Genomic DNA, 26919 nt, shown 5'->3' with positions numbered 1-26919 from the left:
GATTATTTGTGACTTCTATCAAAATGGTTAGCTAATTTATCACCTAGATACTGTATTAACATGACAACAATAATTAAAATGATAATACAGATAATAAGAACTTCGGTGACATAACGCTGATAACCAAACCGAATCGCTAAATCGCCGATTCCTCCGCCACCAACGACCCCCGCCATTGAACTAAAACCTATGAGTGATATGGTCGTGACTGTAGCATGGCGGATTAGCTGTGCTAACGCTTCAGGAAACAATATGCCAAAAATGATACGAGTGTGTGAGGCACCACTGGCAATGGCTGCTTCAATAACACCTTTGTCAATTTGGCTAAAGGCGTTTTCCGCCAATCTAGCATAAAATGCTATTGCAGCTATTGCCAACGGGACAATTACCGCTTTAGGACCAACTGTAGTACCGACAATATACGTTCCAAGCGGTAGAACGGCTACCATCAAAATTAAAAAAGGAATGGAGCGCGTTGCATTGATAATAAAATTAGCCACATTCCCTATCACCCTGTTTTTTAGAAAAAATGGATTGGATAATAAAAATAGAAGCAATCCAATTAGGGTACCAAAAATAAGCCCAGCTAGTAATGACCAACTCACCATAATGAACGTTTCTTCTGCGGCTTTCCATAGCATTTCCATTATTTCAGCGATTGTCAGTTTTACCATTATTTTATTTCCTCAATGATCACACTTTGATGTTCCAGTTTTGCAATAAGCTGTTGGATATTATTGGGTTCACCAATTAACTCTATAACTAAATTGCCTAGCGCTTGTTGGTCAAAATATTCGATAAAACCATGCAATATATTAAAAGCCACACCCGTTTCATAAGCAGATTGATACAAAATAGGTTGAGTGGTGTTTTCGTTGATATAGCGAAGTCGAACCAATTTACCTTTAACATTTTGTCTAATAGGTTCAGGCAAATGAGTATTTTCATCAATGTTAAGAAAATTTTGGGTGAATTGCTGTTTGGGATTGGCGAACAAATTGAAAGTGTTATCCATTTCAACGATTTCACCTTGAGACATCACAGCAACTCGATCGCAGATTTTTTTTACGACATCAATTTCATGGGTAATCAGTACGATGGTTAAGGAAAATTTTTGGTTAAGCTGTTTAAGTAGTTCCAAAATGGCACTGGTTGTGGTCGGATCAAGTGCACTAGTAGCTTCATCACACAGTAATATTTTAGCTTCATTAGCTAATGCACGGGCAATGCCGACTCGTTGTTTTTGTCCACCACTGAGTTCAGCAGGATAAGCTTTGGCTTTGTCGCTTAATCCCACTAATGCAAGTAACTCCTCTACTCTATTTTTGACAGCCTCCCCTTTTTTACCTGCAGCTTTTAGTACAAAGGCAATGTTTTCATAAACCGTTTTTGATGAAGCTAGATTAAAATTTTGGAAGATCATGCCGACTTGAAAACGAAAGGCCATTAATTGTCGACCTTTTAACGTCTGAATATCTGTGCCACCAACAATAATCTGTCCAGAGCTAGGATCAGCAAGTCGATTAAGAGTGCGAACTAAGGTACTTTTACCTGCACCACTGGAGCCAATAATACCAAATATCTCGCCATGATTAACCTCAAACGAAACATTTTTTACTGCATCAATGATCTGATCTTTGGCCTCAAAACGCACAGATACATTTTTTACTTGAATCAATGGTGTATTTTTCAGTGGTGTATTTTGCATAGTTAAAATAATTGATAATCAGGTTTTTGGAAAGTATAGAAAATACCGTTTTTGTCTTCGATCACTTGTAAATATTCGTCTGATTTCAGGACATCTATAATGTCTTTACCTAAAGTATCTTTTGATTCAGTACGAATCGCGATGACGTTTTTGTGATCTTTATCAAGGACTTCTGTGTAAAGTGCTTTAGATAGATCCAAACCTGCACCGATCGCATAATTTCCATTTACAACGGATAAAACAACATTATCCAGTGATCTAGGTGTTTGTGGCGCTTCGATGGGTACAATTTCTAATTCATATGGATTTTCGATAATGTTTTTTGGTGTTAGATTATTTTTATCAACCGCGGGATCGAGCTTAATTAAACCTGCTGCTTGTAAGATTCTTAGCGCTCTCGCTTCGTTAGTGACGTCATTTGAAATGGTGACTTGATCACCTTTTTTTAATTGCGAAAAATCGGTGATCTTGTTCGAAAAAATACCCGCCCCTGCCGTTGGTACAAAGCCAACAGCTAAGAGATCTAAATTACGTGCTTGTTTGAAATTTTCAAGATAGCTCAAATGTTGGAATAAATTAATATCAATATCTTTATTGGCTAAAGCCAGATTAGGTTGTACATAATCACTGAATTCTCGGATTTCAATTTTGTAACCTTTTTTTTCTAATCCTGGTGCAATCGCTTGTTTAAACATATCACCATATGGACCTGCTGCTACGCCCACGGTGAGTTGATTTTCCTTTTTAGCTTCGCCACAACCTGTTAATAACAACATGGCTGAAAATATGGCTATTGTTGCCGTGATTAGTTTTTTAAACATGTTAATTTTTCCTTAAGTTTTGATAATCTATCTAAAGCTGCAATCAAGGTTTGTTCTTGTTTTGCAAAATGAAAACGAATATAGCGATATTCTGGATGTTTAAAAAAAGCCGATCCAGGAACAGCCGCTACTCCAACTTCTTTTATTAACCATTCACAAAATTCAAAATCGGTGGTAAATGGATTCAATCCAGAAATATCAACCAATACATAATAAGCACCTTGCGGTTCATAATAAGATAAGCCTATCTGATCTAAACCTTGTAAAAATAAGCGACGTTTAGCCATATAAGTCTCGGTGAGTTGCTGATAATATTCCTCACTTAATGATAGACCTGCACAAGCAGCTTTTTGTAATGGCGCAGCAGCACCAACGGTAAGAAAATCATGAATCATTTTGCAGCCATCAATGATGCGTTTGTCCGCAATGATATAGCCTAGACGCCAACCTGTAATAGAATAAGTTTTAGATAATGAACTGCAACTAATCGTGCGCTGTTGCATGTCAGGAAAACTCGCTAAATAGAGATGCTTATGCGGTGGATAGACCATGTGTTCATACACTTCGTCAGTGATAACATAAGCATCGAATTCAATTGCTAATTGACTGATATATTCAAGCTCATCTTGAGTAAATACCTTACCACAAGGATTACTCGGATTACATAAAATTAATGCTTTAGCACCTTGCTCGAACGCTTCGCGGAGCTGCTTTTTATCAAACTCGAAAGTCGGTGGAATAAGTGGTACATAGATGGGCGTTGCATCCGACAGTATTGCATCCGCACCATAGTTTTCATAAAAAGGCGAAAAGATGATAACTTTATCTTTTGGGTTACATACCGTCATCACCGCACACATCATTGCCTCAGTACTGCCACAAGTAACTAATACGTTTTCATCTGGGTTTATGTCGATATTCATTAATTTTTGCTGTTTTTTGGCTAACAGTTGCCTAAATTCTTGCGATCCCCAAGTGATCTCATATTGGTGAGGCCCATTATCAGCCGCTTGTTTAAGGGCATCAATAAGCTGTTTTGGAGGATCAAAATCAGGAAAACCTTGTGATAAATTGATAGCCTGATATTTATTAGCAATTCGCGTCATCCTACGAATAACTGAATCAGAAAAATGATCGAGTCGATTGGCTAGTTTATGCATTGTTTTTTTAGATAATAGAATAATAAGGTTGGTAAGTATAATACAAAACTCTATTTTTTCTGTTAAATAATATATTTATATATCGATATAGTTTTTATTTATAACGTAAAGTTAGCAAAAACAATGATTGATTAGGTGTTTTTATTACATCATTTCAGAAGTGAAACAAAATAGTCTGCAAAATTTATATAAAACATACCAAGAAAAAGTTTATTCAAATTTAATATTGAGCAATTAAGATTTCATTAGTAATTAATCAGCTTTTACTTTCGTTGCCAATGTGTTTTATGGGCAAAGCCTAAAAGATTGTTCGTCATTTTTATCTGTTGTAGCTGTAACGACCAGATGGGTGCTTTCATTATTCTGGCAAAAGGAAAAGCACGATAGTATTGACCATAAGCATCTTTAGCTTGCTCACCTTGCAACTGTTTTGCTTGAGCCTGAAATTGTATGCCTTGAATCTGAGCAACGGTTTTAGGTGTAACGGCAATCGTCCCCGCTACTTGCGGTTGAATTAGCATTGCCTTGGCATGCTCCGTTTTTAACTCAGTTAAAAAATAGAGATTTAGCTGCTCTTCATCTAACACATAAAACACATTACACGCCCACGGCAAGTTATCTGATGTAATGACACTTAGCGATAATACATGATTTTTTCTGATAAACTTAAGAATTTTAGGATCGATTGACATACATTATTCTGGCTTAACATTTAAATGCATATCTTCGCCCCAGCGAGGTAGTGACGGTATATCGATATCAAACAGATCAAGCGCTCGTGCAACACTGTGGGTAATCATATCATCGATACTGTCAATATGCTGATAAAGCGCAGGTACTGGTGGAAAAATTACACCTCCCATAAGAGTGACCATTTCCATATTTTTTATATGGCTTAAATGTAGGGGGGATTCTCTTATCATTAATACCAATCGGCGACGCTCTTTTAGTACGACATCTGCAGCACGAGTTAATAAATTATCCGATAAACTCTGGGCAATGGCAGCTAAAGAGCGCATTGAGCAAGGTGCGACCAGCATGCCCATAGTCTTAAACGATCCACTGGCAATCGCTGCGCCAACATTATTGACGGAATAAACTTTATCTGCCAATGATTCAATCTGAGCTAAACTCATATTAGGGATTTCGTAAGAGCGTGTTAGTTGTGCCGCTTTTGAAATTACTAAATGTGTTTCAATATTCAATGGTTTTAAAAGCTCTAAGGCTTTAATACCATAAGCAAAACCTGTTGCACCACTAATCCCAATTACTAGTCGCTTTACAGTCATATTCATTCCTATTTTATTCAAAATCTGGCAAAAAGCGTTTTATATCAACTTCTTTAAAACGGGCTCGTTCAAATTCTGCTTTTAACGCAAAAGGCACCGTGCAATCAAAAATTACTTTTGCCGAACTACCAAATTGCCTAATAAACGGGCTATATTCTGGACGTTGAGATGGATCGAGCGGATGGCATCTAACGCCTGATATTGTTGAGATATCAATATCACCTTGAAAACGAGTATTCATCGCCCACAGTACATCATCAGTATCATAAATATCAACATCTTCATCAACAAGTATTACATGTTTTAATTCGGAAAATGCCGCAAAAGCTAAAATTGCTGCTTGCTTGTGTTTACCTTCATCAGAAGGAACAGATTTTTTAAATTGTAAGATGGCTAAATATTTTCCTCCACCAGAACGATGTGCGTAAACATTTAATAGTTTACCTGGCATGGCAGCTTCGACCATTTGTAAAATACTGGCTTCGGTAGGAATACCCGCCATATTAACATGTTCTTCACTTGGTCCGATGCAAGTTTGATAAATTGGATTTTTTCGATAAGTAACTGCTTTCACTTTGATAACTGGTAATGATTGATTCGCTGGACCTGTATAACCCGGGAATTCAGGCATTGCTTTACCTGTGTGAGAGTTTTGATCTTCAGCGACTCGTACATTCGGTAATATTTCACCTTCAATCACGACTTCGGCATTAGCAATCGCTTTTGCATTAACTGTTAAACAATCGACTAATTCAACTGCACGCCCACGTATGCCACCAGCAATAGAAAGTTCATCAAAACCAATTGGTGTGGTAGGAGGTTCAAAACAAGCTGACACTTCAATCACGGGGTCGACACCAATACTAATTGAGACAGGTAACGGTTTTCCTGCCTTTTCGGCTTTTTCACGAAATACATCTATATGCCGTCCGGGGACAAAGTAAATTGAAATTTCGTCTTTACCTTGATAGCACATTCGATGAATAGTCACATCGCTTTCACCTGTTTCTGGATCGCTCGCATAGAGCATGCCAAGGGTAATGTATGGGCCGGCATCTTCTTCGGTATTAGTGGGTGCGGGTACTAGTTTACGAATATCAAAATCAGGATCAGACGCTTTATGCACGATTTCTTGACAAACTGCTTGTTCACGAGGAATTGTTATCGGAGCTATGGGATTATTTACTGCATCTTTTAGTAAAAAAGCGAGTTTGTCTGGCTCACAACCAAATAAATGTGCAACTCGTTTACGCGAAGCAAGTAATCCAATTAAGACTTTAAAATCATCAAATCCTTTTACTTTATTGAAAATCATTGCAGGACCAATTCGAGTAGGTCTTTTAACCGTTCCCCCTGCCCCAACAAACCGATAAACACCCGCTAACTCTGCCATAGGGTCAACAAGAGTGTCAGTTGTAACCAGTTGATCGGGGATTTGTGATAATTGATTAATTGCATCACGCAAATCATAAGATCCAGTTGGATTTGCCATAATAATCTCTTCCATTCCAAACAATATTAAATCAGACAACTTTTATAATAATACAAGCTGCATTTAAAGGATATTAATCTAAAAAATTGATTTCGTATAATTGAATGTCAGTAATCATACCGATATAAAACGTTGCTATCAAGTGAGTATCAACGTAGCTAACTAGATTTGAGAATTGATAAGATAATTTATGTTATCCAAAAATATTAAATACCGTTTTTTATTAAAAAATAGCAAGATCTGTCAGTAAAAGATGATGAGCTATTTGACACAACCATAATAGATTTACGAAATAATCAACAAGAATATAACAACTAACTTCCCTGTTAGTTGCATTACAAGATTTATTCTTTTGCCATTGGTCGTTCAATAACTTTGGTTTCTTGATTGCCCTGTATAGACTTGATTTGAGCCTCATATTGTTCAACGGATTTTTTATCCGATAATAAACTATATACTAAAGTAAATTCGGTACTTTGTCCTGGTTCTAATTGTCGTACACGTTTTTGTTCTCGCTCAACCGTAACTGGGTAGGCAAAACTGGTTCCAGGTTCTAAACCTGTTACATAGCCTTGTTTAAGCGTATCGGTATTTTTCCATAGGGAAAAAACAGGTAATTGGTTTGTATTAAATGAAATACCTGCCCCTTTATCGCCTGCTTGGTTAGTAACCATTACTTGAGTTTGTCCTTGTTCATCGGCATAAGGATAAACATTAAAGACCATTTCATCAAAATCTTTAGTTGGACCTAAATACGTTTGCCATGTTTTTAAGCCTTTTTTGGCATAATCATTAAATGGTGAAATTTCTTTAACTGGTGCCACAAATCGAGCACCCTCTTCTAGAATCGGCGTACCATAGTTGCTGTGATAAATAATTTGGTAATCACGCGTATAATCGCTCTTATTGGTCACAACATCATGAACAATGAAATCCTTACTACCTGGTACGTAGCTAAGCGATACCCAAGTTTCTAGATTACTTTTCTTAAAAGTATTTTCTTTAATTAACCCTCTCACTGTTATGGTATAAGGTGCTTTATCCAATACATTAACAATCAATCTTGATACGGGTGTGTTTTGTGCTCGACCGTGAAGCGTATATATCATGCCATCGGCTTGTACCGCATGACCCGTCCATTCAAAACCACAACGTACCATCAATTCATTAAAACCATCTAACCAACCTAATCCACCGCGACTTTCTAAATTAATGTATTTAGGATTGACAACTTCATCAACAGGGGAATCCCATCCTAGGCGGATATCATCGCCATCAACTGATAAAATACCTAGTCCTCGAGTAGGAATTAATTTGATTGTAAGATTGTCACTAGCAATAGTTAAAAGTTCCGTACCATCTTGTTTACCACCTTTAAGTACCGTGTTTTGAATAGTAAATTTATGCTCTTTTACACCTAAATCTTGGCTCGAAATTGACCAGTCACCTTTAGCAATACCCTTCTCTACATCTGTTAATATGAATTCTTTAGCATTGGCACTATAACTCGCCAAACTAAGTATTGCAGCTAATGAAACTAATTGAACTTTCATGGTAATTCCTCTCATAATTAATAAAACAACACTGAATCGTTTCAGTCAATATGACATAAATAACCAAAAATCGACAAAGAAAAATCATTAAAATGAGAGGTTATTCACACTTTTACAAAACCAAATGATAAATGTAGCAAAATGATTTGATTGAATAAGTGTGAAATATTAAGAAGATTATTGTTTAGGTCTAATTTGTCCCGCTTTCCAATGTTTACGACAAACTGAATGGAACTCGCTATCTCCTAAATGAATTGAATTGCCAAACTTAACAATTTGCCCATCTTTTCCTTCAAGTAAATTCATGGTTGCTTTTTTTCCACACCAGCAAACTGTTTTTAGTTCTCTAAAGTTATCAGCAATTTCTAATAATGTTTTTGAACCTTCAAATAAATGTCCCATATAATCCGTCTTTAAACCAAAAAACATCATCGGTACACCATATTCATCACACACATCAGATAATTTCCAGATAGTGCTTTGCGATAAAAATTGGCTTTCATCAATTAACACACAAGCATAATTATTTTTCTTAATCAATTCAATGATTTCATCAACACTATTATCATCAAGTTGTAATGCTTTTTTTCGCAATCCTAAACGTGAGACAATTTCAACCGCCGAATCACGAGTGTCGACCGAAGATTTAAGCAGCAAAGTCTGCATATTATTACTCAAATAATTGTGGTCAATTTGTAATAACTCGGTTGATTTACCTGCATTCATTACGGCATAAATATAGTAAATTTTCGACAAAATAAGACTCTCAGAAATAAAATAAATGGATAAAAGAGATTGTTTAGATAGTAAAAAAGGTAAGTTATATAACTTACCTTTTACAAAGCTTAAAGATTAATTATTTCGCTTTACCTTGATTAGCAACCGCGGCTTGTTTTGCTGCGATTTCATCAGCATTACCTAAGTAATAATGTTTGATAACTTTCATGTTGTCATCAAATTCGTACACTAATGGTACACCTGTTGGGATATTTAGTTCGATAATATCATCGTCACTGATGTTGTCTAAATGCTTAACTAAAGCACGAAGAGAGTTACCATGAGCAGCGATAATTACACGTTCACCTTTAGCAACACGAGGTGCAATGGTTGATTCCCAATAAGGAAGTACACGTTTAATGGTTAGCGCTAGACTTTCGGTTAATGGTAATTCTGATTCAGGTAAATTGCTGTAACGTGAATCATGACCGGGGAAGCGTTCATCTGATTTTTCAAGTGCAGGAGGCGTAATTGCAAAACCACGGCGCCATAATTTTACTTGTTCATCACCATATTTAGCCGCAGTTTCAGCTTTATTTAGACCTTGCAGCGCACCATAGTGACGTTCATTTAGTTTCCAACATTTTTCAACAGGTAACCAAGCTTGATCAACTTCGTCAAGAACATGCCATAAAGTATGAATTGCACGTTTTAATACAGAAGTATAAGCGTAATCAAACTGAAAACCTTCTTGTTTAAGTAATTTACCTGCTTCGGCTGCTTCCTTATTACCTTTGTCAGATAAATCAACATCAGTCCAACCACAAAATCGGTTTTCTTGATTCCAAACACTTTCTCCATGTCGGATAAGAACTAATTTTTTTACTGCCATGAGTCTAACTCCTTTGTTACGTAGAATAAAACTGTTTAAATTAAATAATCTTTATAATACTCGTAAATTCCATACATTAACTGTTTTACAGTTAATAAATATTAATTTTTTGGTAGATATTTTAATGGATCAACGGATTTTGCTTGATAGCGCACTTCAAAATGCAATCTTACTGAAGAGGTACCCGTTGCTCCCATAGTCGCAATTTGTTCCCCAGCTCGAACCGCTTGTTGCTCTTTTACCAAAATCGACTGGTTATGTGCATATGCGGTTAAATAATCATCATCATGTTTTATAATAATTAAATTACCATAACCAGGTAAAGCATTACCGGAGTAAACCACACGACCATCTGCGGCAGCCATCACTTTATTACCTAATCCACCGGCTATATCAATACCTTTGCTAGCATTAGAAAATTTTTCAATAATTTTACCTTTAGCTGGCCACTGCCATGTAATATTCCCAACCTTAGAAGCAGAAGTTCCTTTATTTGATGGATTTGTTTTTCCATTATTTGTAGTATCAGTTACAGAACCAGTTACCGTTTGAGTTGTCTGAACAGTACTCGATGTCTGATTTTTTCCTGATGTAGTAGTTGTTGTAGTGGTAGTAGTTAAAACAGGCGTCGGTACTGGTGTAGAAGTTTTAGTTGTAGTTGTGGTTGTAGGTGTAGTTTTAGTATCTGCTACATTAGATTTTTGATTGGTAACCGCCACTTGTTGAGTTGTTTGATTACTGGTTACTTTTTGCGTGACACCCCCACTAACATCCAGTACTTGTCCAATAACAAGAGAGTAGGGATTCTTGATATTATTTTTAGCCGCTAAAGAGCGATAATCATTACCTGTGACCCATGCAATATAATATAATGTGTCGCCTTGACTTACCGTATAAGTATCACCTTGATAACCTCCCTTAGGAATTTCATCATAATTGCGCTTATTAGAAACACGTTCGTTAGTAATATTAACGCCATTATTATTGTCTACATTACTATTTGTCGTGTTATTTGCATTATCATCGTTTGAACTTGACGTCGTTATTGGTTTAGGTACCTGTGTTGAATTGGTATTTGATGGTACTGAAGGTGAAGTAACGCCACTTCCAGTAGAAATATTAACAGGAGGTTTAGAATAACCTGTTTTTGACGAACCACCTGAAAAATCCGAAATATCTTCAATTTGGGCAGGATTTGATTGAGTACAGGCAGTAATGACCAAGCTTAAACAAGTTAGCGTAAGAATCTTTTTCAAAGCAACACCTTTCATTCGTTAATATTGTTTTAAGAGCATATTTTATCGTTTCTAATATAAAAAGCTATTATATCGGTTCCTTATTATGCTAGCTATAATAAAATAGTAAGGATACAATTTAAATCAATTACAATCCACCAAATTTCTACTAAATCCGCACAAATATACTCTCTGTTTTTCAATTATTAATAGATTGCGCAACAAATAGTCAATATCTAATTAGCAATACGTTTATTTATTATAACTATTATAACAAATAGCGGAAAATAGAATTTATTTTTGAAAGTGGTGAGTATATACAATAAAATGCTTGTTCGTACAGTAGATTTATTCTATTTTCTGTGAAATTTTAATGTGACTCAAATTAATGACTCTATATATTGTTGCAACACCCATTGGAAATTTAGATGATATTACCCTTAGAGCTATTGACACACTTAAACGTGTTGATTTGATAGCTGCTGAAGATACGCGCCATAGTGGTTTACTATTACAGCATTTGGGTATTAAAGCTAAGCTTTTTTCCTTACATGATCATAATGAACAAGAAAAAGCACACGTTCTGATTGAAAAACTCCAATCAGGTCTCTCTATTGCCTTGGTTTCAGATGCCGGAACGCCATTAATCAATGATCCTGGCTATCATTTAGTAAAAGCTTGCCGTGAAAATGGTATAAAAGTAGTTCCGATTCCAGGAGCTTGTGCCGCTATTGCAGCCTTGTCGGTAGCTGGATTACCGTCCGACAAATTTATTTATGAAGGATTTTTACCCGCTAAAAGCAAAGCACGGCAAGATAGTTTAGCCTCATTAATTACTGAGCCTCGCACCATGATTTTTTATGAATCAACGCATCGCTTATTAGAGACACTTAAGGATATGCAAACTATTTTTGGTGCCGATAAGCAGATTGTTTTGGCTAAAGAACTTACTAAAACATGGGAAACCATTGTTAGCTTTCCAGTCAATGAACTCATCGACTGGTTAAATCAAGATGCATCTCGTCAAAAAGGTGAATTTGTCTTGATTGTGGCTGGGTATACAGAAAATAATAAGGATATTGATCCAAAAGCCATAAATACTCTTAAATTATTACAAAAAGAGCTACCATTAAAAAAAGCAGCTGCGATTACTGCTGAAATTTATGGACTTAAAAAGAATCAACTCTATCAAATTGGTTTAAATTTTGAAGAATAAACTAACAAGTCATGTGCTACTTGTCACTTTTAATAAATTTAAGCAAAGTAACAAGTTAAAACCGATATCAACATTTGATATAGATCTATTAACAACACGTCAATAAGAACATTGGCATAAATAGCATGATTTAGTATATAATTACCTCTTATATTTAAGACATTTATTGATAAAAAGGTAACAAACAGTATGGGATTTAAATGTGGTATCGTCGGACTACCAAATGTTGGCAAGTCAACTCTTTTTAACGCACTAACCAAAGCAGGCATTGAAGCAGCTAACTTTCCATTTTGTACTATCGAACCAAATACTGGTGTAGTACCAATGCCCGATCCACGTTTAGATGAGCTGGCTAAAATTGTCAAACCTCAGCGCACCTTACCTACTACTATGGAATTTGTTGATATTGCTGGTTTAGTAAAAGGTGCCTCAAAAGGTGAAGGTTTAGGTAACCAATTTTTAGCCAACATTCGTGAGACTGAAGCCATTGGCCATGTTGTTCGTTGTTTTGAAAATGAAAATATCATTCATGTTGCAGGCAAAATTGACCCAGCTGAAGATATTGAAATTATTAATACTGAACTTGCGTTAGCCGATCTAGAAGCTTGTGAAAGAGCAATGACACGTTTACAAAAACGTGCTAAAGGTGGCGATAAAGATGCTAAATTTGAACTCGAAATTCTTGAAAAATGCTTACCACATTTAGAACAAGGTAAAAAGCTATTGCTATTGGATTTAAGTAAAGAAGAGCTTGATGCGGTTAAATACTTAAGCTTTTTAACATTAAAACCAACCATGTATATTGCTAATGTTAATGAAGATGGATTTGAAAATAATCCTTATTTGGAAAAGGTACAAGCCATTGCCGCTCAAGAAAAATCTGTTGTTGTTCCTGTTTGTGCAGCCATTGAAGCAGAACTTGCTGAACTAGATGATGCTGATCGTGATGAATTCATGCAAGATCTAGGGTTAACTGAACCTGGCTTAAATCGCGTTATTCGTGCTGGTTACAGTTTACTTAATTTACAAACCTATTTTACCGCAGGTGTTAAAGAAGTTCGCGCATGGACAATTTCGGTTGGAGATACTGCCTCACAAGCAGCAGGTAAAATTCATACCGACTTTGAAAAAGGCTTTATTCGAGCACAGACCATTGCTTTTGATGATTTTATCAAATATGGCGGTGAACAAGGTGCTAAAGAAGCAGGGAAAATGCGTTCTGAAGGAAAAGACTATATCGTACAAGATGGCGATATCATGAACTTTTTATTTAATGTATAACCATCTATTTTACGTCGCCTTTTGGCGACGTTGTTATATTTACTGTTATATTAAGTTCTCATTAAGATTTAATATAATAATAATTTTTACACAAACGTATACCTTACCTGAAACTTCTTGTCAAAACTAATGGACTATTCATATAAGGAAAGCACTCGTCAATGTTACTTACTTTTAATCAAGCTAAGCAAAATATATTAGCAATCGCGACTAAAGCAAAACCTCTGACTAACCAAAAGGTTTCATTATTTGACGCTTTAGATAGAATTGCTGCCATACCAATTATTTCGCCAATTAATGTTCCTGGATTTGATAATTCAGCAATGGATGGGTACGCAGTCAGACTTTCAGATATTCAACAAACAAAAACATTACCTCTAGCCAGTGCAATTTTTGCAGGTGACGATATTAGTAATTTACAATGGCCTGAAGGTACTTGTTTACGCATTATGACAGGCGCCCCTGTCCCGATTGACGCAGATGCGGTTGTAATGCAAGAGCATACAGAACAATCCGATTTAGGTATTAGTTTTTTAAAGGAAGTTAAAGCGGGTGATAACATACGTCGGTGTGGTGAAGATGTAAAAAAAGATTCGATAACGGTTGCCACAGGTACTAAATTAACATTACCAACCCTATCAACACTTGCAACACTAGGCATTAGCGAAGTCACAGTTTTTAACAAATTGAAAGTAGCTATCTTTTCAACGGGTAATGAACTAACACCAATTGGAATGCCGTTATCAAGCAATGGCGCAATTTATGATAGTAATCGCTTTACTTTAAAATTGTTATTAACAAAACTTAACTGTGAAATCATTGATCTTGGAATCATTCCTGATGATCCGACTCAAATTAAACAAGCTTTAGTGACCGCATCAAACCAAGCAAATCTTGTCATAACCAGTGGTGGTGTTTCGGTGGGCGATGCCGATTATACGAAAACAGCCTTAGAAGATTCAGGACAGATCAATTTCTGGAAAATTGCCATGAAACCAGGTAAACCTTTTGCTTTTGGACAAATTGGTCATGCATTATTTTGTGGTTTGCCTGGCAACCCAGTATCAACCTTGGTAACTTTTTATCAACTCGTTCAGCCTTTGATTTTGTCACTTTCAGGGATTGCAACATCCGATATTGATTTTCGTTTCCAAGTAAAAGCAGCTACCAACCTTAAAAAGAGTATTGGTCGGGTAGATTTTCAACGAGGAAGATTGCAAATTGATGCTCAAGGAGAATTAGAAGTTTTTTCTACTGGCCAACAAGAGTCACATATTACACAGTCGTTTAATCAGGCTAACTGTTTTATTATTCTCGAACAAGAACGCGGTAATGTAAACAAAGGCGAACTGGTGACGATTGAACTATTTAATACTCTACTTAAGTAATTTCATCAATCTAATATAGAAGTTAACTTATTAACACAAAATCATACACTATTTAGATAGTGTATGATTAATGTTATTTAGTCATTAAAAGAGTGCAACTAAAATAGCACCAGCAGCAATCATTGCCACACCAATTCCAGCTAACAATGAGATTTTTTCACCAAATAAAATTGCTGCAAATACGACTGCAAAAACCACACTTAATTTATCGATTGGCGCAACTTGCGATACTTTACCTTCTTTAATGGCCATAAAATAAAACAACCAAGATAGAGCGCCAGCAATACCGCTTAGTGCTATAATTAACAATGCTTTTTTATCATTTAAAAATGTGCTAACAAGATTAAGTTTTCCTTGTACTACAACCACACCAACCAAAAAAATTGCCATAACAACGGCACGAATCGCTGTGGCTGTATTGGCATCAAGCTGTTGTAAACCGATTTTACCTAAAATCGCAACACCAGCCGCGGTAATAGCTGAGAGTAATGCATAAATAAGCCATGCACTCATACTAATACCTATCTACTTGAAAAAGGTACTGCTGATTATTTGAATTATTTTGACATTGTTGTGATTTACTCATCATACCTTTGCAATCTTCTAATACACCATGTGCCTTTGACCAATGATATTTTTTCCCTTGATCATTCTTCCCACCACATGCAACTAAAGTTAAACTTAAGATGATACAAGTTAATCCAAGCGTTGCTAATTTCATTATGCCCCCCTTTTTTCAATCAAAAACTGAATTACAGTTTCGAATTCAAACATTTGAAAATCATTTTAATCCAGAATTATGATGATTAATAGCTAAACTGCCACCTATTTTTAATAGATGAAAAAAACGATCAGCTCGATGCTCACATAATTGTTGTGCAGGCTCATCTAACGATTCATCAGATAATTCAAATGTTCCCCAGTGAATTGCAATCGCTTCATGACAATTGAGTTCGTCATACAACTGCACAGCCTGCGCAGGATCGATATGTTGCGATTGTAATAATCTACGGGGAGCATAAGCACCTATTGGAATTAATGCCAGATCAATACAAGTAAAACGTTGACCTATCTCTTTTAAACGCGGTGAATAGCCAGTATCCCCCATGAAATAAACGGTTTTAGTTTTAATGGGAATATCTACATTTGACTGCACTATCCAACCGCACCATAACGATTTGTTAATATCAAAAAGACCTCGATTACTCCAGTGTCTAGCGGGTGTTGCGGTAAAAGTTAGACAATCAATAGTGATTGAATCATACCAATTAAGTTCAAAAACCTGCTTAGCACCCCATTTCAAAAGCTTATTTTTCAATCCTAAAGGAGCAACCAAGACGATTTTAGGAAAACGTTTGACTAATTGACGAATACTACATTCATCCAAATGGTCATAGTGATTATGTGAAATCATTATAAAATCAATGTTAGGCAATTGATCGATAGTAAGTGCTGGTGAATTATATCGTTTAGGCCCAGTAAATTGTGAAGGTGAAGCTCGCTTAGAAAAAATAGGATCGGTTAAAATCATCTTATCATTTAAACGAATTAAATTGGTTGAATGACCTATCCACCAAACTCTATCGTTAGGTAAAGTGAGATCGATAGACTCACACCAAGCCTGATTAAATGCTTCATACCCTCCTTTTGGTTCATGCACTTTACGTCTTTGATACCACCACCATGTTTTAACAAAATTGATGGTAAACGGTTCATGATTCTCAAATTTTTTGGTTGAACGATGTACTTTTTTATTAGCTTCTTGCTTGTTTATCATCGATTAAAATCCTAGATTAATTAGCGGAGCGTTCTATCACCACGGCCACATTACTCGCATTAGCAATCGCGCCAGGTTTTGAAACTTTCACTTTTAACCATTGCACTGAAAACGTTTGTATCACCAATTGTGCTACACGTTCAGCGACACATTCTATAAGTTCAAATTGAGTCGATTGAATAAAATTGGTTATCGATTGACTTACCAAAAAATAATCTAAACACAGTGTAACATCATCACTCTCACCCGCAGGCTGGTTGTCCCATGACATTTCAAGATCCAGTATTAACTTTTGTTTTATGGTCTTTTCCCATTCATAAACACCGATGGTTGTTAGGACAGTAAGACCTTCAATTAACACTCTGTCTTTATTATTAATTTTCATAGTTAGTTCCGATTGCTGATCTGTATTAAATAGAGATTACCGAATATTGATAAATTACGCTATAATTTATTGCAATATATTATAAGAAATTAGTAATTATGACTCGTATATATCAACCTTTTACCATCAATCAAAATAGCCTTATTACTTTAAATGATGATGCCTTTAATCATCTTATACGGGTGTTGAGAATGAAAACAGGTGAAGAAATCATCTTATTTGATGGTTCAAACCACATCACCCCAGCAGTTATTCATGAAATCAATAAAAAATCCGTCACAGTAAAAACGGCCACAACAATTTTAGATAATCGTGAATCGCCTTTAAATATTCATTTAGGTCAAGTGATTTCGCGCGGGGAAAAAATGGAATTTACCATTCAAAAATCCGTAGAATTAGGCGTTAACACTATCACGCCCCTTTTGTCAGAACGCTGTGGTGTTAAGTTGGATGACGAAAGAATGAATAAGAAAGTCCAACAATGGCAGAAAATTGTGATTTCAGCCTGTGAGCAGTGCGGTCGTAACGTGATACCTATCATTAATCCCGTGATGAAGCTGGAAAATTGGTGTGCAAGTTTAACAAGTCAGTTAAGATTAAATTTACATCCTAAAGCGCAACATGGTATTAAGCATTTACCTTATGATAAAAAAGATATTAGTCTACTAATTGGTCCCGAAGGTGGTCTGTCCGATGCTGAAATCAATATGACACATCAATATGATTTTACTGATATACTACTTGGTCCACGTATATTACGCACTGAAACAGCAGCACTTACCGCTATTACAGCCTTACAAGTACATTTAGGTGATTTAGGCTAATGAAATAGAAATAAGGTAATAAATGTTTATTTGCATCTAGACCTGTAACGAGTATGATAGTTACCAATTTACTTATAATATATAATAGTGGGTAATACTCTATCATAATGTTTCAAATATACTTTTTAACAAGTATTACTTTAATATATGTTATCATCATAAATGTCGATAAAACCAATAACGTCAGTAAGGAGTTACCATGATTAAGCTTGGTATAGTAATGGATCCAATTAGTCATATCAAAATTAAGAAAGACACAAGTTTTGCTATGCTACATGAGGCACAAAAACGTGGATACCAACTTTTTTATATGGAAATGAATGATCTTTTTTTACGTAATGGCGAAGCGTACGCAACAACAAAGACATTAAAGGTTTATAACGACCATTCCCATTGGTTTGATTTTACCGAAGAACAAACTATACCGTTAAGTGATCTTGATGTAATTTTAATGCGTAAAGATCCACCCTTTGATACAGAATTTATATACGCAACATACATTCTTGAACGTGCTGAAGCAAAAGGTGTATTAGTGGTTAATAAACCACAAAGTTTACGTGATTGTAATGAAAAACTATTTACTGCTTGGTTTGCACAATTTACACCTGAAACATTAGTTACTCGGCAAACCCAACATATTAAAGAGTTTCATCAACAATATTCTGATATCATCTTAAAACCTTTGGATGGTATGGGGGGCGCCTCAATTTTTAGGATTAAACAAAGCGATCCAAATGTATCCGTGATTATTGAAACATTAACCGAACATAATACACGTTACTGCATGGCACAAACCTATATACCCGCTATCACAAATGGCGATAAACGAGTTTTAGTTGTCGATGGCGAACCTGTCCCTTTTTGTCTAGCTAGAATTCCACAGAAAGGTGAAACACGAGGTAACCTAGCGGCAGGTGGTCATGGTGAAGTCAGAGCACTAAGTGAAAGTGATTGGCATATTGCTAAAAGTGTTGCTCCAACTTTAAAAGAAAAAGGGTTATTATTTGTAGGACTGGATATTATTGGTGATAAACTAACTGAAATTAATGTTACTAGCCCTACATGTGTTCGTGAAATTGAAGCAGAAAATCCAAATCTTTCAATTACTGGCATGCTTATGGATGCCATTGAACGTCGATTAAATAAGTTGAGTTAAAAATGATTAGAGAATTTAAAAGTGCCGATTTAGATAAAGTTATGGAAATATGGTTACAAGGTAATGAACAAGCACATAACTTTATTGATAGTAATTTTTTCAAACAAAATTTTGATATCGTAGAAATGTTGATCCCAATGTCAACGGTTTATGTTCAAGATCTTGATGGTGTAAAAGGCTTTATTGGCATAACTGAAAATTATATTTCAGGTCTGTTTGTTGAACAAGATTATCGTCGACAAGGGACAGGCAAAGCTTTAGTTAATAAAGCGAAACAACGCTATAATGAACTTTTTGCCCATGTTTATAAGAAAAATACTGATGCGATTAACTTTTTTCGTTCACAAAACTTCGAAATCATATCCGAATCAATCAATGAAGAAAGTAATGAATCAGAACTTTTATTGCGTTGCAATATTGAGCATAATGTTAAAATTGGTAAATGTGCTTTATAAACAATTAAAGATGTGAGCATATGAATTTAAAAAATCATTTTATAATCGCTATGCCGACCATGAGCGACGTATTGTTTAGCCGTTCTGTAGTATATATTTGTGAGCATAACCGCGATGGTGCTATGGGAATTATTATCAATAAACCTATCATTGAACTGAATGTTTCAACGATACTAAGTCGCCTTGAAATTACTGCATCAAGAAATTGTGCAGAACTTGAATATCCTGTTTTTGCAGGAGGTCCTATTGCAGAAGAACAAGGCTTTATATTACACACACCGCAAACCGGTTTTTCATCAAGTATTCAAATTTCTGACGATGTAATGATAACTACTTCCCTTGATTTATTAAAATCAATTGGCACAAGTCAACAACCTAAAGATCTTTTATTAGCATTAGGTTACTCTAGTTGGCAGTCGTTACAACTTGAAAATGAAGTTGCCAGAAACGACTGGTTAGTTGCTGATGCTGACGCTAAGATTATTTTTGAAGTTCCTTTTGAAAATCGCTGGCAAAAAGCAGCCGAATCTTTGGGTGTCAATATGAACACAATTTCGCACCAAATGGGTAATGCATAACCCATGGCGACAGTAATTGCATTTGATTTTGGCACCTTTAGTATTGGTGCTGCTATTGGTCAAGATGTGACTAGAACCGCTAGTCCTCTTTGCTCATTCAAAGCTCGTGACGGTATACCTAATTGGCAATCTATTGAAAAAATCTTAAATGAGTGGCAACCTGATTTATTAGTCGTAGGTTTACCGTTGAATATGGATGGTACAGAACAACCATTAACCGCCAGAGCCCGTAAGTTTGCTAATCGATTACATGGACGGTTTGGTTATCAAGTTCAATTGCAAGATGAACGCTTATCGACGGTTGAAGCAAAATCACGAATTTTTGCTTCTTGTGGTTATCGTGCCCTTGAAAAAGGTCATGTTGATGCTACTTCTGCTGTCATTATTTTAGAAAGTTGGTTTGAAAATAATTAGCAAACTGAATTAATTCGTTATTTTTTAAATAATCCATCGCCAACAAATTTCATCCTTGCTAAAATAAAAAGCAATTTCTCTACTGTAAGGATTGCTCACTGTGTCAAATAATAAATCTCTCAGTTATAAAGATGCTGGTGTCGACATCGATGCTGGCAATGAACTGGTTAATCGCATCAAATCGGTTGTTAAAGAAACTAAACGTCCAGAAGTGATGGGGGGACTAGGTGGCTTTGGAGCACTGTGTGCTATTCCACAAAAATACAAAGAACCCATTTTAGTATCTGGTACAGATGGCGTTGGTACTAAATTACGTTTGGCAATGGATTTGAATCGCCATGAATCAATCGGTATTGATCTGGTTGCCATGTGTGTCAATGACCTCATCGTTCAAGGTGCTGAACCCTTATTTTTCCTCGACTATTACGCAACGGGCAAACTTAATGTCGATGTTGCCACAACGGTAGTTACAGGCATTGCCGAGGGGTGTAAACAATCAGGTTGTGCCTTAGTCGGTGGTGAAACAGCTGAAATGCCAGGCATGTATCATGGCAACGACTACGATTTAGCAGGATTTTGTGTGGGTGTCGTTGAAAAATCGCAAATGATTGATGGTACTAAAGTTCAAGATGGTGATGCATTAATTGCATTAGCATCAAGTGGTGCACACTCCAATGGCTATTCATTGGTACGAAAAATTATTGAAGTGAGTGGTGTTAACCCAGCTGTTGAACAACTCGACGGGAAACCACTTGCTGATCATTTACTTGCACCAACTAAAATCTATGTCAAATCTGTTCTTGATTTAATTGCTCAGATTAAAGATGTACATGCAATTGCGCATATTACTGGTGGTGGATTTTGGGAAAACATTCCACGCGTTCTGCCCGATAATACTCAAGCAATAATAAATGAAGCAAGTTGGCAATGGCCAGCAATATTTGATTGGCTACAAAAAGCAGGTAATGTAAGCCGTCATGAAATGTACCGCACATTTAACTGTGGTGTTGGTTTAATTATTGCTTTACCAAAATCACTGGCAGATAAAGCTATTTCTATACTTAATCAGCACAGTGAAAAGGCATGGTTATTAGGTGAAATTAAACACTCAACATCGGCTGATCGTGTTGTGATAAAATAAAATAACTTAATGATATTATTCGAAAAAATCTATCTTTAGAATAATATCATTTTTTATCCATTTTTAAAATGTTGGTTTTAAAAGTAATTAACTTATTATCAATCATTTAATCACTAAAACTCTAATTACAGAAAATATTACCCCTAATTATTTGTTACTGAAAAGCTGCTTTTTTCTTTATCTCATTAATATCTCGATAAAAAGTTAGAAATATCTGTAATTCAAAAACACCTACCAAAAATTTAATATAAAAATAACTAAAAGCTATCTTACTTTCTGGTACAATAGTCGAAATTTATAATAATTAAGTAATGTCGTAACACTATAAATTACAAGGTTTTTTTAATGATCATATCAGATGCTAATAGCGCGGTGTCCTCCGTCGCTTATCGTGCAAACGAAGTCATTGCCATTTATCCAATTACTCCTAGCTCTTCAATGGCTGAACAAGCTAGCACATGGGCAGAATTTGATAAGCCAAACGTATTTGGTGATATTCCAAGAGTAGTTGAAATGCAATCCGAAGCAGGAGCCATTTCCACTGTTCATGGTGCATTAATGACGGGTGCATTAGCAACATCATTTACATCATCACAAGGGTTATTGTTGATGATCCCTTCGTTATACAAAATTGCAGGGGAACTTACACCATTTGTTTTACATGTCGCTGCGCGTACCGTTGCTACGCATGCCTTGTCAATTTTTGGTGATCATTCTGATGTTATGTCTGTTAGACAGACCGGTTTTGCTATGCTTTGTTCTAGCTCGGTACAAGAAGCACAAGATTTAGCATTAATTTCTCAAATTGCCAGTTTTAACAGTCGAATTCCATTCGTCCATTTTTTTGACGGTTTCAGAACATCACATGAAGTTAATAAGATTTATCCGCTATCAGATGAAGATATTCATAATCTTTTACCACATGAAGCAATTAAAGCTTATCGTTCACGAGCATTAACCCCTGATAAACCGGTTATCCGTGGTACATCTGCCAATCCTGATACCTATTTTCAATGTCGAGAAGCTATAAATAGTTATTATGATAATGCTTATCAGCACGTTGTTGATGCTATGACCGCTTTTGAAAAACAAACTGGAAGAAAATATCAACCTTTTGAGTATTACGGTGCCCGTGATGCTGAGCGAATTATTGTAATTATGGGTTCCGGTGCGAGTACCAGTAAAGAAGTGGTTGATTATCTGCTTAAAGAAAATCAAAAAGTCGGTGTGGTAATTGTTCGATTATTTCGTCCATTTTCAGCTCAACACTTACTTGCTGTGATTCCAGATAGTGTTAAGAAAATTGCCGTATTAGATAGAACAAAGGAACCAGGAGCACAAGCAGAGCCTTTATATTTGGACATTATGACAGCTTTTGCTGAGAGCTTGTCTCGTGGTGAACGTAATTCTATGCCACAGATTATTGGCGGACGTTATGGATTATCCTCTAAAGAGTTTGATCCCCGCTCAGTACTTGGCATTTTCAACGAGCTTGGTTTAGAAAAACCAAGACCACGCTTTACGGTGGGTATTTATGATGATATTACTGGGCTATCATTACCACTACCAGATAAATCAATTCCGCAAAAATCAGCACTAGAAGCCCTGTTTTATGGGTTGGGAAGTGATGGCACCGTTTCGGCAACTAAAAATAATATTAAAATAATTGGAGACAGTTCGCCGTTTTATGTGCAAGGTTATTTTGTTTATGATTCCAAAAAAGCAGGTGGATTAACTACCTCTCACCTACGTGTAAGCTTAGATCCAATTGATTCGCCTTACTTGATTACCAGTGCACATTTTATTGGTTGTCATCAAGACCAATTTATAGATAAATATCAGATTGTCGATAAACTCAAAGATGACGGTATTTTTTTACTTAATACCCCATATAGCAAAGATGAAATTTGGCATCGGTTACCTAAAGAAGTGCAGGTACAATTAATTCAGAAAAGAGCCCATTTCTATATTATCAATGCAGCTAAAATTGCGCGTGAATGTAATTTAGGAGCCAGAATTAACACAGTCATGCAAGCTGCTTTTTTTCATCTATCGGATATATTCAAAAATGATTTTAGCATCACACAGTTAAAAGAAGTCATTGCCAAAAGTTACAGTAGTAAAGGTCAAGAGTTGGTTGAAAATAACTGGAAAGCGTTAGATTTAGCCATCACTTCGCTTGAACAAATTCCACTTAGTTGTGTGGATCAAAGTAGTCCATCAATGCCTCCTATTGTACCAAACAATGCGCCAGATTTTGTAAAAACCGTTACTGCAACTATGTTAGCAGGTTTAGGCGATAGTCTACCGGTTTCGGCATTCCCACCAGATGGCACTTGGCCAACTGGTACCACTAAATGGGAAAAACGTAATATTGCTGAAGAGATCCCGATTTGGAAATCAGAACTGTGTACGCAATGTAACCATTGCGCAGTTGCCTGTCCTCATGCAGCCATTCGAGCCAAAGTGGTCGAACCGGATGCAATGCTTAATGCCCCTGATACACTAGAATCGCTAGAAGTTAAAGCGCGCGATATGAAAGGTCAACGTTATGTATTGCAAGTAGCTCCGGAAGATTGCACTGGTTGTAACTTATGTGTTGAGGTGTGTCCATCTCGTGATCGTAACAACTTTGATATTAAAGCAATCAATATGCAGCCTCGTATTGATAACCTTGACACACAAAGAGTTAATTATGAGTTCTTTTCTCAATTACCAGATCGTGATATCAAATCACTTGAGCGTATAGATATACGAACTTCTCAATTAATTACACCATTGTTTGAATATTCGGGTGCTTGTGCGGGTTGTGGTGAAACACCATATATTAAATTATTAACACAACTTTATGGCGACCATCTGGCTATTGCTAATGCAACTGGTTGCTCATCTATTTATGGGGGCAATTTACCATCAACACCTTATACTACCGATCGCTCGGGTCGTGGACCTGCTTGGGCTAATTCTTTATTTGAAGACAATGCTGAATTTGCTTTAGGTTATCGTATCACTTATAACCAACATAGAAAACGTGCCTTACGTTTACTTGATCATTTGGCGGGCGAGATTTCGCCAGAAATTGCCATCACTTTGCAATCTTCTGATGCAACCATCGCTGAAAAAAGAACGCAAGTTGACTTATTACGAGAGCAATTAAAACACATTGATTCTGTCGAAGCTAAAGAGTTATTAGAAGACGCCAACTATCTGATTGATAAATCAGTATGGGCAATTGGTGGAGATGGTTGGGCTTATGATATTGGTTTTGGCGGACTTGACCATGTAATGAGTTTAACCGATAACGTCAATATTTTAGTATTAGATACTCAATGTTATTCTAATACGGGTGGTCAACAGTCCAAAGCAACACCTATGGGAGCCGTATCTAAATTTGCGGATTTGGGTAAACATAAAGCCCGTAAAGATTTAGGTGTTAGCATTATGATGTATGGTCATGTTTATGTGGCTCAAGTGGCTTTAGGTTCTCAACTAAACCAGACATTAAAAGCATTACAAGAAGCGGAAGCCTATGATGGGCCATCCCTTGTCATTGCTTATAGTCCGTGTGAGGAACATGGTTATGATCTGGCTAAATCCCACGAACAGATGAAAGATTTAGTGAAATCTGGGTTCTGGCCTCTTTATCGATATGATCCTCGCCGTGCGGCTGAAGGAAAACCGGGATTAGTTTTAGATTCAAAATCACCAAATAGTGAAGCTCTATCAAGTATTTTACTTAAAGAACAACGATTCCGACGTTTAGAAACCTTAGAACCGACTGTTGCTAATATACTACATGCACGTTCAACAAAAATGGTCGCATCAAAATATAGGTTCTTACAAATGCTATCAAGCTATTCGGATATTGAAACTCCACCTGATAATTAAGTACAAATGATGCATTTTCTATAAAGAATGAAACAGACCAGTTATTACTAAAAACAATAACTGGTCTTTTTATACACCTTTTTTGTGCAATAAAGCATCAATATTGTGCATTTTTTAATAAACATCTACTGCCAGCTTTGTTCTTTTTTTATTTTATTATTATAAATCAATAAGATTAATTAATTTTGTAACTTGGTATTATTTTTGCATGGATGATTATTGACCACATAAGGATCAACTAAAACATGAGGTGAATCATGGTGTCTAATATAAATATCAATAGAAGAAAATTAATAACATTTTCAAGTGCAGCGATAGCTGGGTTATCAATCAATCAATTTTTATCTAAAGCCTATGCGCAAGAAGTAAAAAACACAATTTCATATACCCTACCGATGCTTGATAAAGTAGTTACACCCGATGTAAACAATCCAGTCAGGCTCAATTTTAATGAAAATGCCCTTGGCATGTCACCTAATGCACAACAAGCAGCAATTAATGCGGTTCCTAAAGCCAATCGTTATGCTAAAGCAGAAATGCCATTATTGAATAAACGGTTAGCTAAACACCATAATGTAGATGAATCTCAAATTTTATTGACAGCAGGTTCTTCAGAGGGAATTCGTAGCGCTATTGCTGCCTATGTTAAACCAGATACCCAATTAGTTATCCCGGAACTTACCTACGGTGACGGCGAACATTTTGGTAAAATTTTCAATTTACGCATCAACAAAGTACTAAGTTTACCAGATTGGCAAATCGATCTGAAAGGTATACAAAAAGCGGTTGAGAACCATAAAGGGTCATCGATTGTTTATTTAGTTAATCCTAACAATCCAACTTCGACTGTTTTTGCAACTAAAGAGATAGAATCATGGATAAAAAGCAAACCTAAAAATACTATTTTTATTATTGATGAAGCCTACGCTGAGTTTGTTAACGATCCAGCATACAAATCAGTCGATTACCTTATTGGACAAGGTTGCGAAAATATAATATTGCTGAAAACTTTTTCAAAAATTCATGCTATGGCAGGTTTACGTGTAGGTTATGCAGTTAGTTCAGCCGAAAATATCAATAACATCGCCCAATATGTAGCAGGCGAAAAGCTTAATTATTGTGGCGTTTGTGCAGCGTTAACCTCAATGGATGATCAAGCATTTTTAACCTATTCTAAAAAAGCCGTTGATGTTTCACGTCAAATCATGGAAAACGTCTTATCGGATTTAGGTTTACACTACCTAAAATCTGAAACCAATTTTATGTTTCATAAAAGTCCGATTGATTTAAAAGCATATCGGGAATTAATGAAAAATAACTTTATTTTGATTGGACGGGATTTTCCTCCTGCTACGGAATGGTGTCGTATTTCACTCGGTACACCAGGCGAAATGCTTTATGTTGCTAACATTATGCGCGAATTAAAAGAGAAAGGAAAAATTTGATTTCATAAGTGTTCTTAAAAAATGTCATTATTGACAAAATTAAACTCTCTAAATTGAACACGATTTAGAGAGCTTTTTAGATATCACTATTTTAAGTCAAATAG

At 36.0% G+C, this 26919-nt stretch carries 26 protein-coding genes; 11 read left to right on the top strand and 15 right to left on the bottom strand.

The features are described 5' to 3' along the window. Positions 1-2: 2 nt before the first annotated feature. The 11 genes from H3S73_RS11980 to nlpD all read right to left on the bottom strand — a co-directional run bounded on the left by H3S73_RS11980 (position 3) and on the right by nlpD (position 10888). Entirely contained in the window at positions 3-674 is a 672-nt protein-coding gene (locus H3S73_RS11980; RefSeq protein ID WP_086351456.1) for a methionine ABC transporter permease, read from the bottom strand. Next, positions 674-1708, bottom strand: coding sequence for a methionine ABC transporter ATP-binding protein (locus H3S73_RS11975; RefSeq protein WP_232352994.1), 1035 nt, complete (start codon positions 1706-1708; stop codon positions 674-676). Before H3S73_RS11975 ends, H3S73_RS11980 begins: the two co-directional genes overlap by 1 nt. A 2-nt stretch (positions 1709-1710) precedes the next feature. Further along, complete coding sequence (locus H3S73_RS11970) at positions 1711-2529, bottom strand: MetQ/NlpA family ABC transporter substrate-binding protein (protein WP_198236709.1); 819 nt, start codon at positions 2527-2529, stop codon at positions 1711-1713. After that, complete coding sequence (locus H3S73_RS11965; protein ID WP_086326534.1) at positions 2514-3689, bottom strand: pyridoxal phosphate-dependent aminotransferase; 1176 nt, start codon at positions 3687-3689, stop codon at positions 2514-2516. The genes H3S73_RS11970 and H3S73_RS11965 overlap by 16 nt, the downstream gene beginning before the upstream one ends. Before the next feature lie 263 nt (positions 3690-3952). Beyond that, positions 3953-4381, bottom strand: a complete 429-nt coding sequence (locus H3S73_RS11960; RefSeq protein WP_198236710.1) for a pyridoxamine 5'-phosphate oxidase family protein — start codon at positions 4379-4381, stop codon at positions 3953-3955. 3 nt (positions 4382-4384) lie between these two features. Further along, positions 4385-4978 carry a UbiX family flavin prenyltransferase gene (locus H3S73_RS11955; protein WP_198236711.1) on the bottom strand — a complete coding sequence of 198 codons (594 nt, stop codon included), beginning with the start codon at positions 4976-4978 and terminating at the stop codon, positions 4385-4387. A gap of 13 nt (positions 4979-4991) precedes the next feature. Continuing rightward, positions 4992-6470: a UbiD family decarboxylase gene (locus H3S73_RS11950; RefSeq protein WP_198236712.1), complete on the bottom strand. Its 1479-nt coding sequence runs from the start codon at positions 6468-6470 to the stop codon at positions 4992-4994. A gap of 344 nt (positions 6471-6814) precedes the next feature. Further along, positions 6815-8023: an aldose 1-epimerase family protein gene (locus H3S73_RS11945; protein ID WP_198236713.1), complete on the bottom strand. Its 1209-nt coding sequence runs from the start codon at positions 8021-8023 to the stop codon at positions 6815-6817. A gap of 177 nt (positions 8024-8200) precedes the next feature. Next, positions 8201-8779 (bottom strand): thymidine kinase, encoded by a 579-nt coding sequence (locus tag H3S73_RS11940; RefSeq protein ID WP_198228094.1) that lies wholly within the window; start codon positions 8777-8779, stop codon positions 8201-8203. 100 nt (positions 8780-8879) lie between these two features. After that, complete coding sequence (gene gpmA, locus H3S73_RS11935) at positions 8880-9632, bottom strand: 2,3-diphosphoglycerate-dependent phosphoglycerate mutase (RefSeq protein WP_065602620.1); 753 nt, start codon at positions 9630-9632, stop codon at positions 8880-8882. Between the two features lie 101 nt (positions 9633-9733). Continuing rightward, on the bottom strand, positions 9734-10888 hold the full coding sequence (nlpD, locus tag H3S73_RS11930) for a murein hydrolase activator NlpD (RefSeq protein ID WP_198236714.1): 1155 nt from the start codon (positions 10886-10888) through the stop codon (positions 9734-9736). Between the two features lie 367 nt (positions 10889-11255). Between nlpD and rsmI the strand changes: the two genes are divergently transcribed. The 3 genes from rsmI to moeA all read left to right on the top strand — a co-directional run bounded on the left by rsmI (position 11256) and on the right by moeA (position 14752). Next, a complete protein-coding gene (gene rsmI / locus H3S73_RS11925; protein WP_198236715.1) occupies positions 11256-12083 on the top strand; it encodes a 16S rRNA (cytidine(1402)-2'-O)-methyltransferase in 828 nt (275 codons plus the stop codon). 189 nt (positions 12084-12272) lie between these two features. Then, positions 12273-13364, top strand: a complete 1092-nt coding sequence (gene ychF / locus H3S73_RS11920; RefSeq protein WP_198236716.1) for a redox-regulated ATPase YchF — start codon at positions 12273-12275, stop codon at positions 13362-13364. Between the two features lie 161 nt (positions 13365-13525). Then, on the top strand, positions 13526-14752 hold the full coding sequence (gene moeA, locus H3S73_RS11915) for a molybdopterin molybdotransferase MoeA (protein WP_198228086.1): 1227 nt from the start codon (positions 13526-13528) through the stop codon (positions 14750-14752). A gap of 84 nt (positions 14753-14836) precedes the next feature. Here the strand turns inward: moeA and H3S73_RS11910 are convergent, their stop codons facing one another. Genes H3S73_RS11910 through folB form a run of 4 tightly spaced genes read right to left on the bottom strand, consistent with a single transcriptional unit; the run spans position 14837 to position 16914 of the window. Continuing rightward, the gene (locus H3S73_RS11910) at positions 14837-15265 is read right to left on the bottom strand and encodes an EamA family transporter (protein ID WP_065738897.1); all 429 of its coding nucleotides are present in this window, start codon (positions 15263-15265) and stop codon (positions 14837-14839) included. Between the two features lies 1 nt (position 15266). Then, entirely contained in the window at positions 15267-15473 is a 207-nt protein-coding gene (locus H3S73_RS11905) for a hypothetical protein (RefSeq protein ID WP_198236717.1), read from the bottom strand. 60 nt (positions 15474-15533) lie between these two features. After that, positions 15534-16529, bottom strand: a complete 996-nt coding sequence (locus H3S73_RS11900) for an MBL fold metallo-hydrolase (protein ID WP_198236718.1) — start codon at positions 16527-16529, stop codon at positions 15534-15536. Positions 16530-16545: 16 nt separating this feature from the next. Next, positions 16546-16914, bottom strand: a complete 369-nt coding sequence (folB, locus tag H3S73_RS11895; protein WP_144091016.1) for a dihydroneopterin aldolase — start codon at positions 16912-16914, stop codon at positions 16546-16548. 98 nt (positions 16915-17012) lie between these two features. Between folB and rsmE the strand changes: the two genes are divergently transcribed. The 8 genes from rsmE (at position 17013) to H3S73_RS11855 (ending at position 26815) form a co-directional block, all read left to right on the top strand. Then, a complete protein-coding gene (gene rsmE, locus H3S73_RS11890) occupies positions 17013-17738 on the top strand; it encodes a 16S rRNA (uracil(1498)-N(3))-methyltransferase (protein ID WP_198236719.1) in 726 nt (241 codons plus the stop codon). Positions 17739-17937: 199 nt separating this feature from the next. Further along, positions 17938-18894, top strand: coding sequence for a glutathione synthase (gshB, locus tag H3S73_RS11885; protein WP_198228076.1), 957 nt, complete (start codon positions 17938-17940; stop codon positions 18892-18894). 2 nt (positions 18895-18896) lie between these two features. Further along, on the top strand, positions 18897-19349 hold the full coding sequence (locus tag H3S73_RS11880; RefSeq protein ID WP_198228074.1) for a GNAT family N-acetyltransferase: 453 nt from the start codon (positions 18897-18899) through the stop codon (positions 19347-19349). A gap of 20 nt (positions 19350-19369) precedes the next feature. Beyond that, entirely contained in the window at positions 19370-19927 is a 558-nt protein-coding gene (locus H3S73_RS11875; protein ID WP_198228072.1) for a YqgE/AlgH family protein, read from the top strand. Between the two features lie 3 nt (positions 19928-19930). After that, positions 19931-20341, top strand: a complete 411-nt coding sequence (gene ruvX, locus H3S73_RS11870) for a Holliday junction resolvase RuvX (protein ID WP_198236720.1) — start codon at positions 19931-19933, stop codon at positions 20339-20341. A 100-nt stretch (positions 20342-20441) separates the two neighbouring features. Continuing rightward, positions 20442-21482: a phosphoribosylformylglycinamidine cyclo-ligase gene (gene purM / locus H3S73_RS11865; protein ID WP_198228070.1), complete on the top strand. Its 1041-nt coding sequence runs from the start codon at positions 20442-20444 to the stop codon at positions 21480-21482. Positions 21483-21827: 345 nt separating this feature from the next. Then, entirely contained in the window at positions 21828-25370 is a 3543-nt protein-coding gene (gene nifJ / locus H3S73_RS11860; protein WP_198236721.1) for a pyruvate:ferredoxin (flavodoxin) oxidoreductase, read from the top strand. A gap of 257 nt (positions 25371-25627) precedes the next feature. Then, complete coding sequence (locus H3S73_RS11855) at positions 25628-26815, top strand: histidinol-phosphate transaminase (protein ID WP_144090998.1); 1188 nt, start codon at positions 25628-25630, stop codon at positions 26813-26815. Positions 26816-26919 lie beyond the last annotated feature (104 nt).

Origin of the sequence: Gilliamella sp. B14384G12 (assembly GCF_016101825.1) — a bacterium.
Classification (GTDB): domain Bacteria; phylum Pseudomonadota; class Gammaproteobacteria; order Enterobacterales; family Orbaceae; genus Gilliamella; species Gilliamella apicola_N.
Note: the sequence above shows the minus strand (reverse complement) of the source record. Positions and strands in the feature narration are given on the sequence as shown.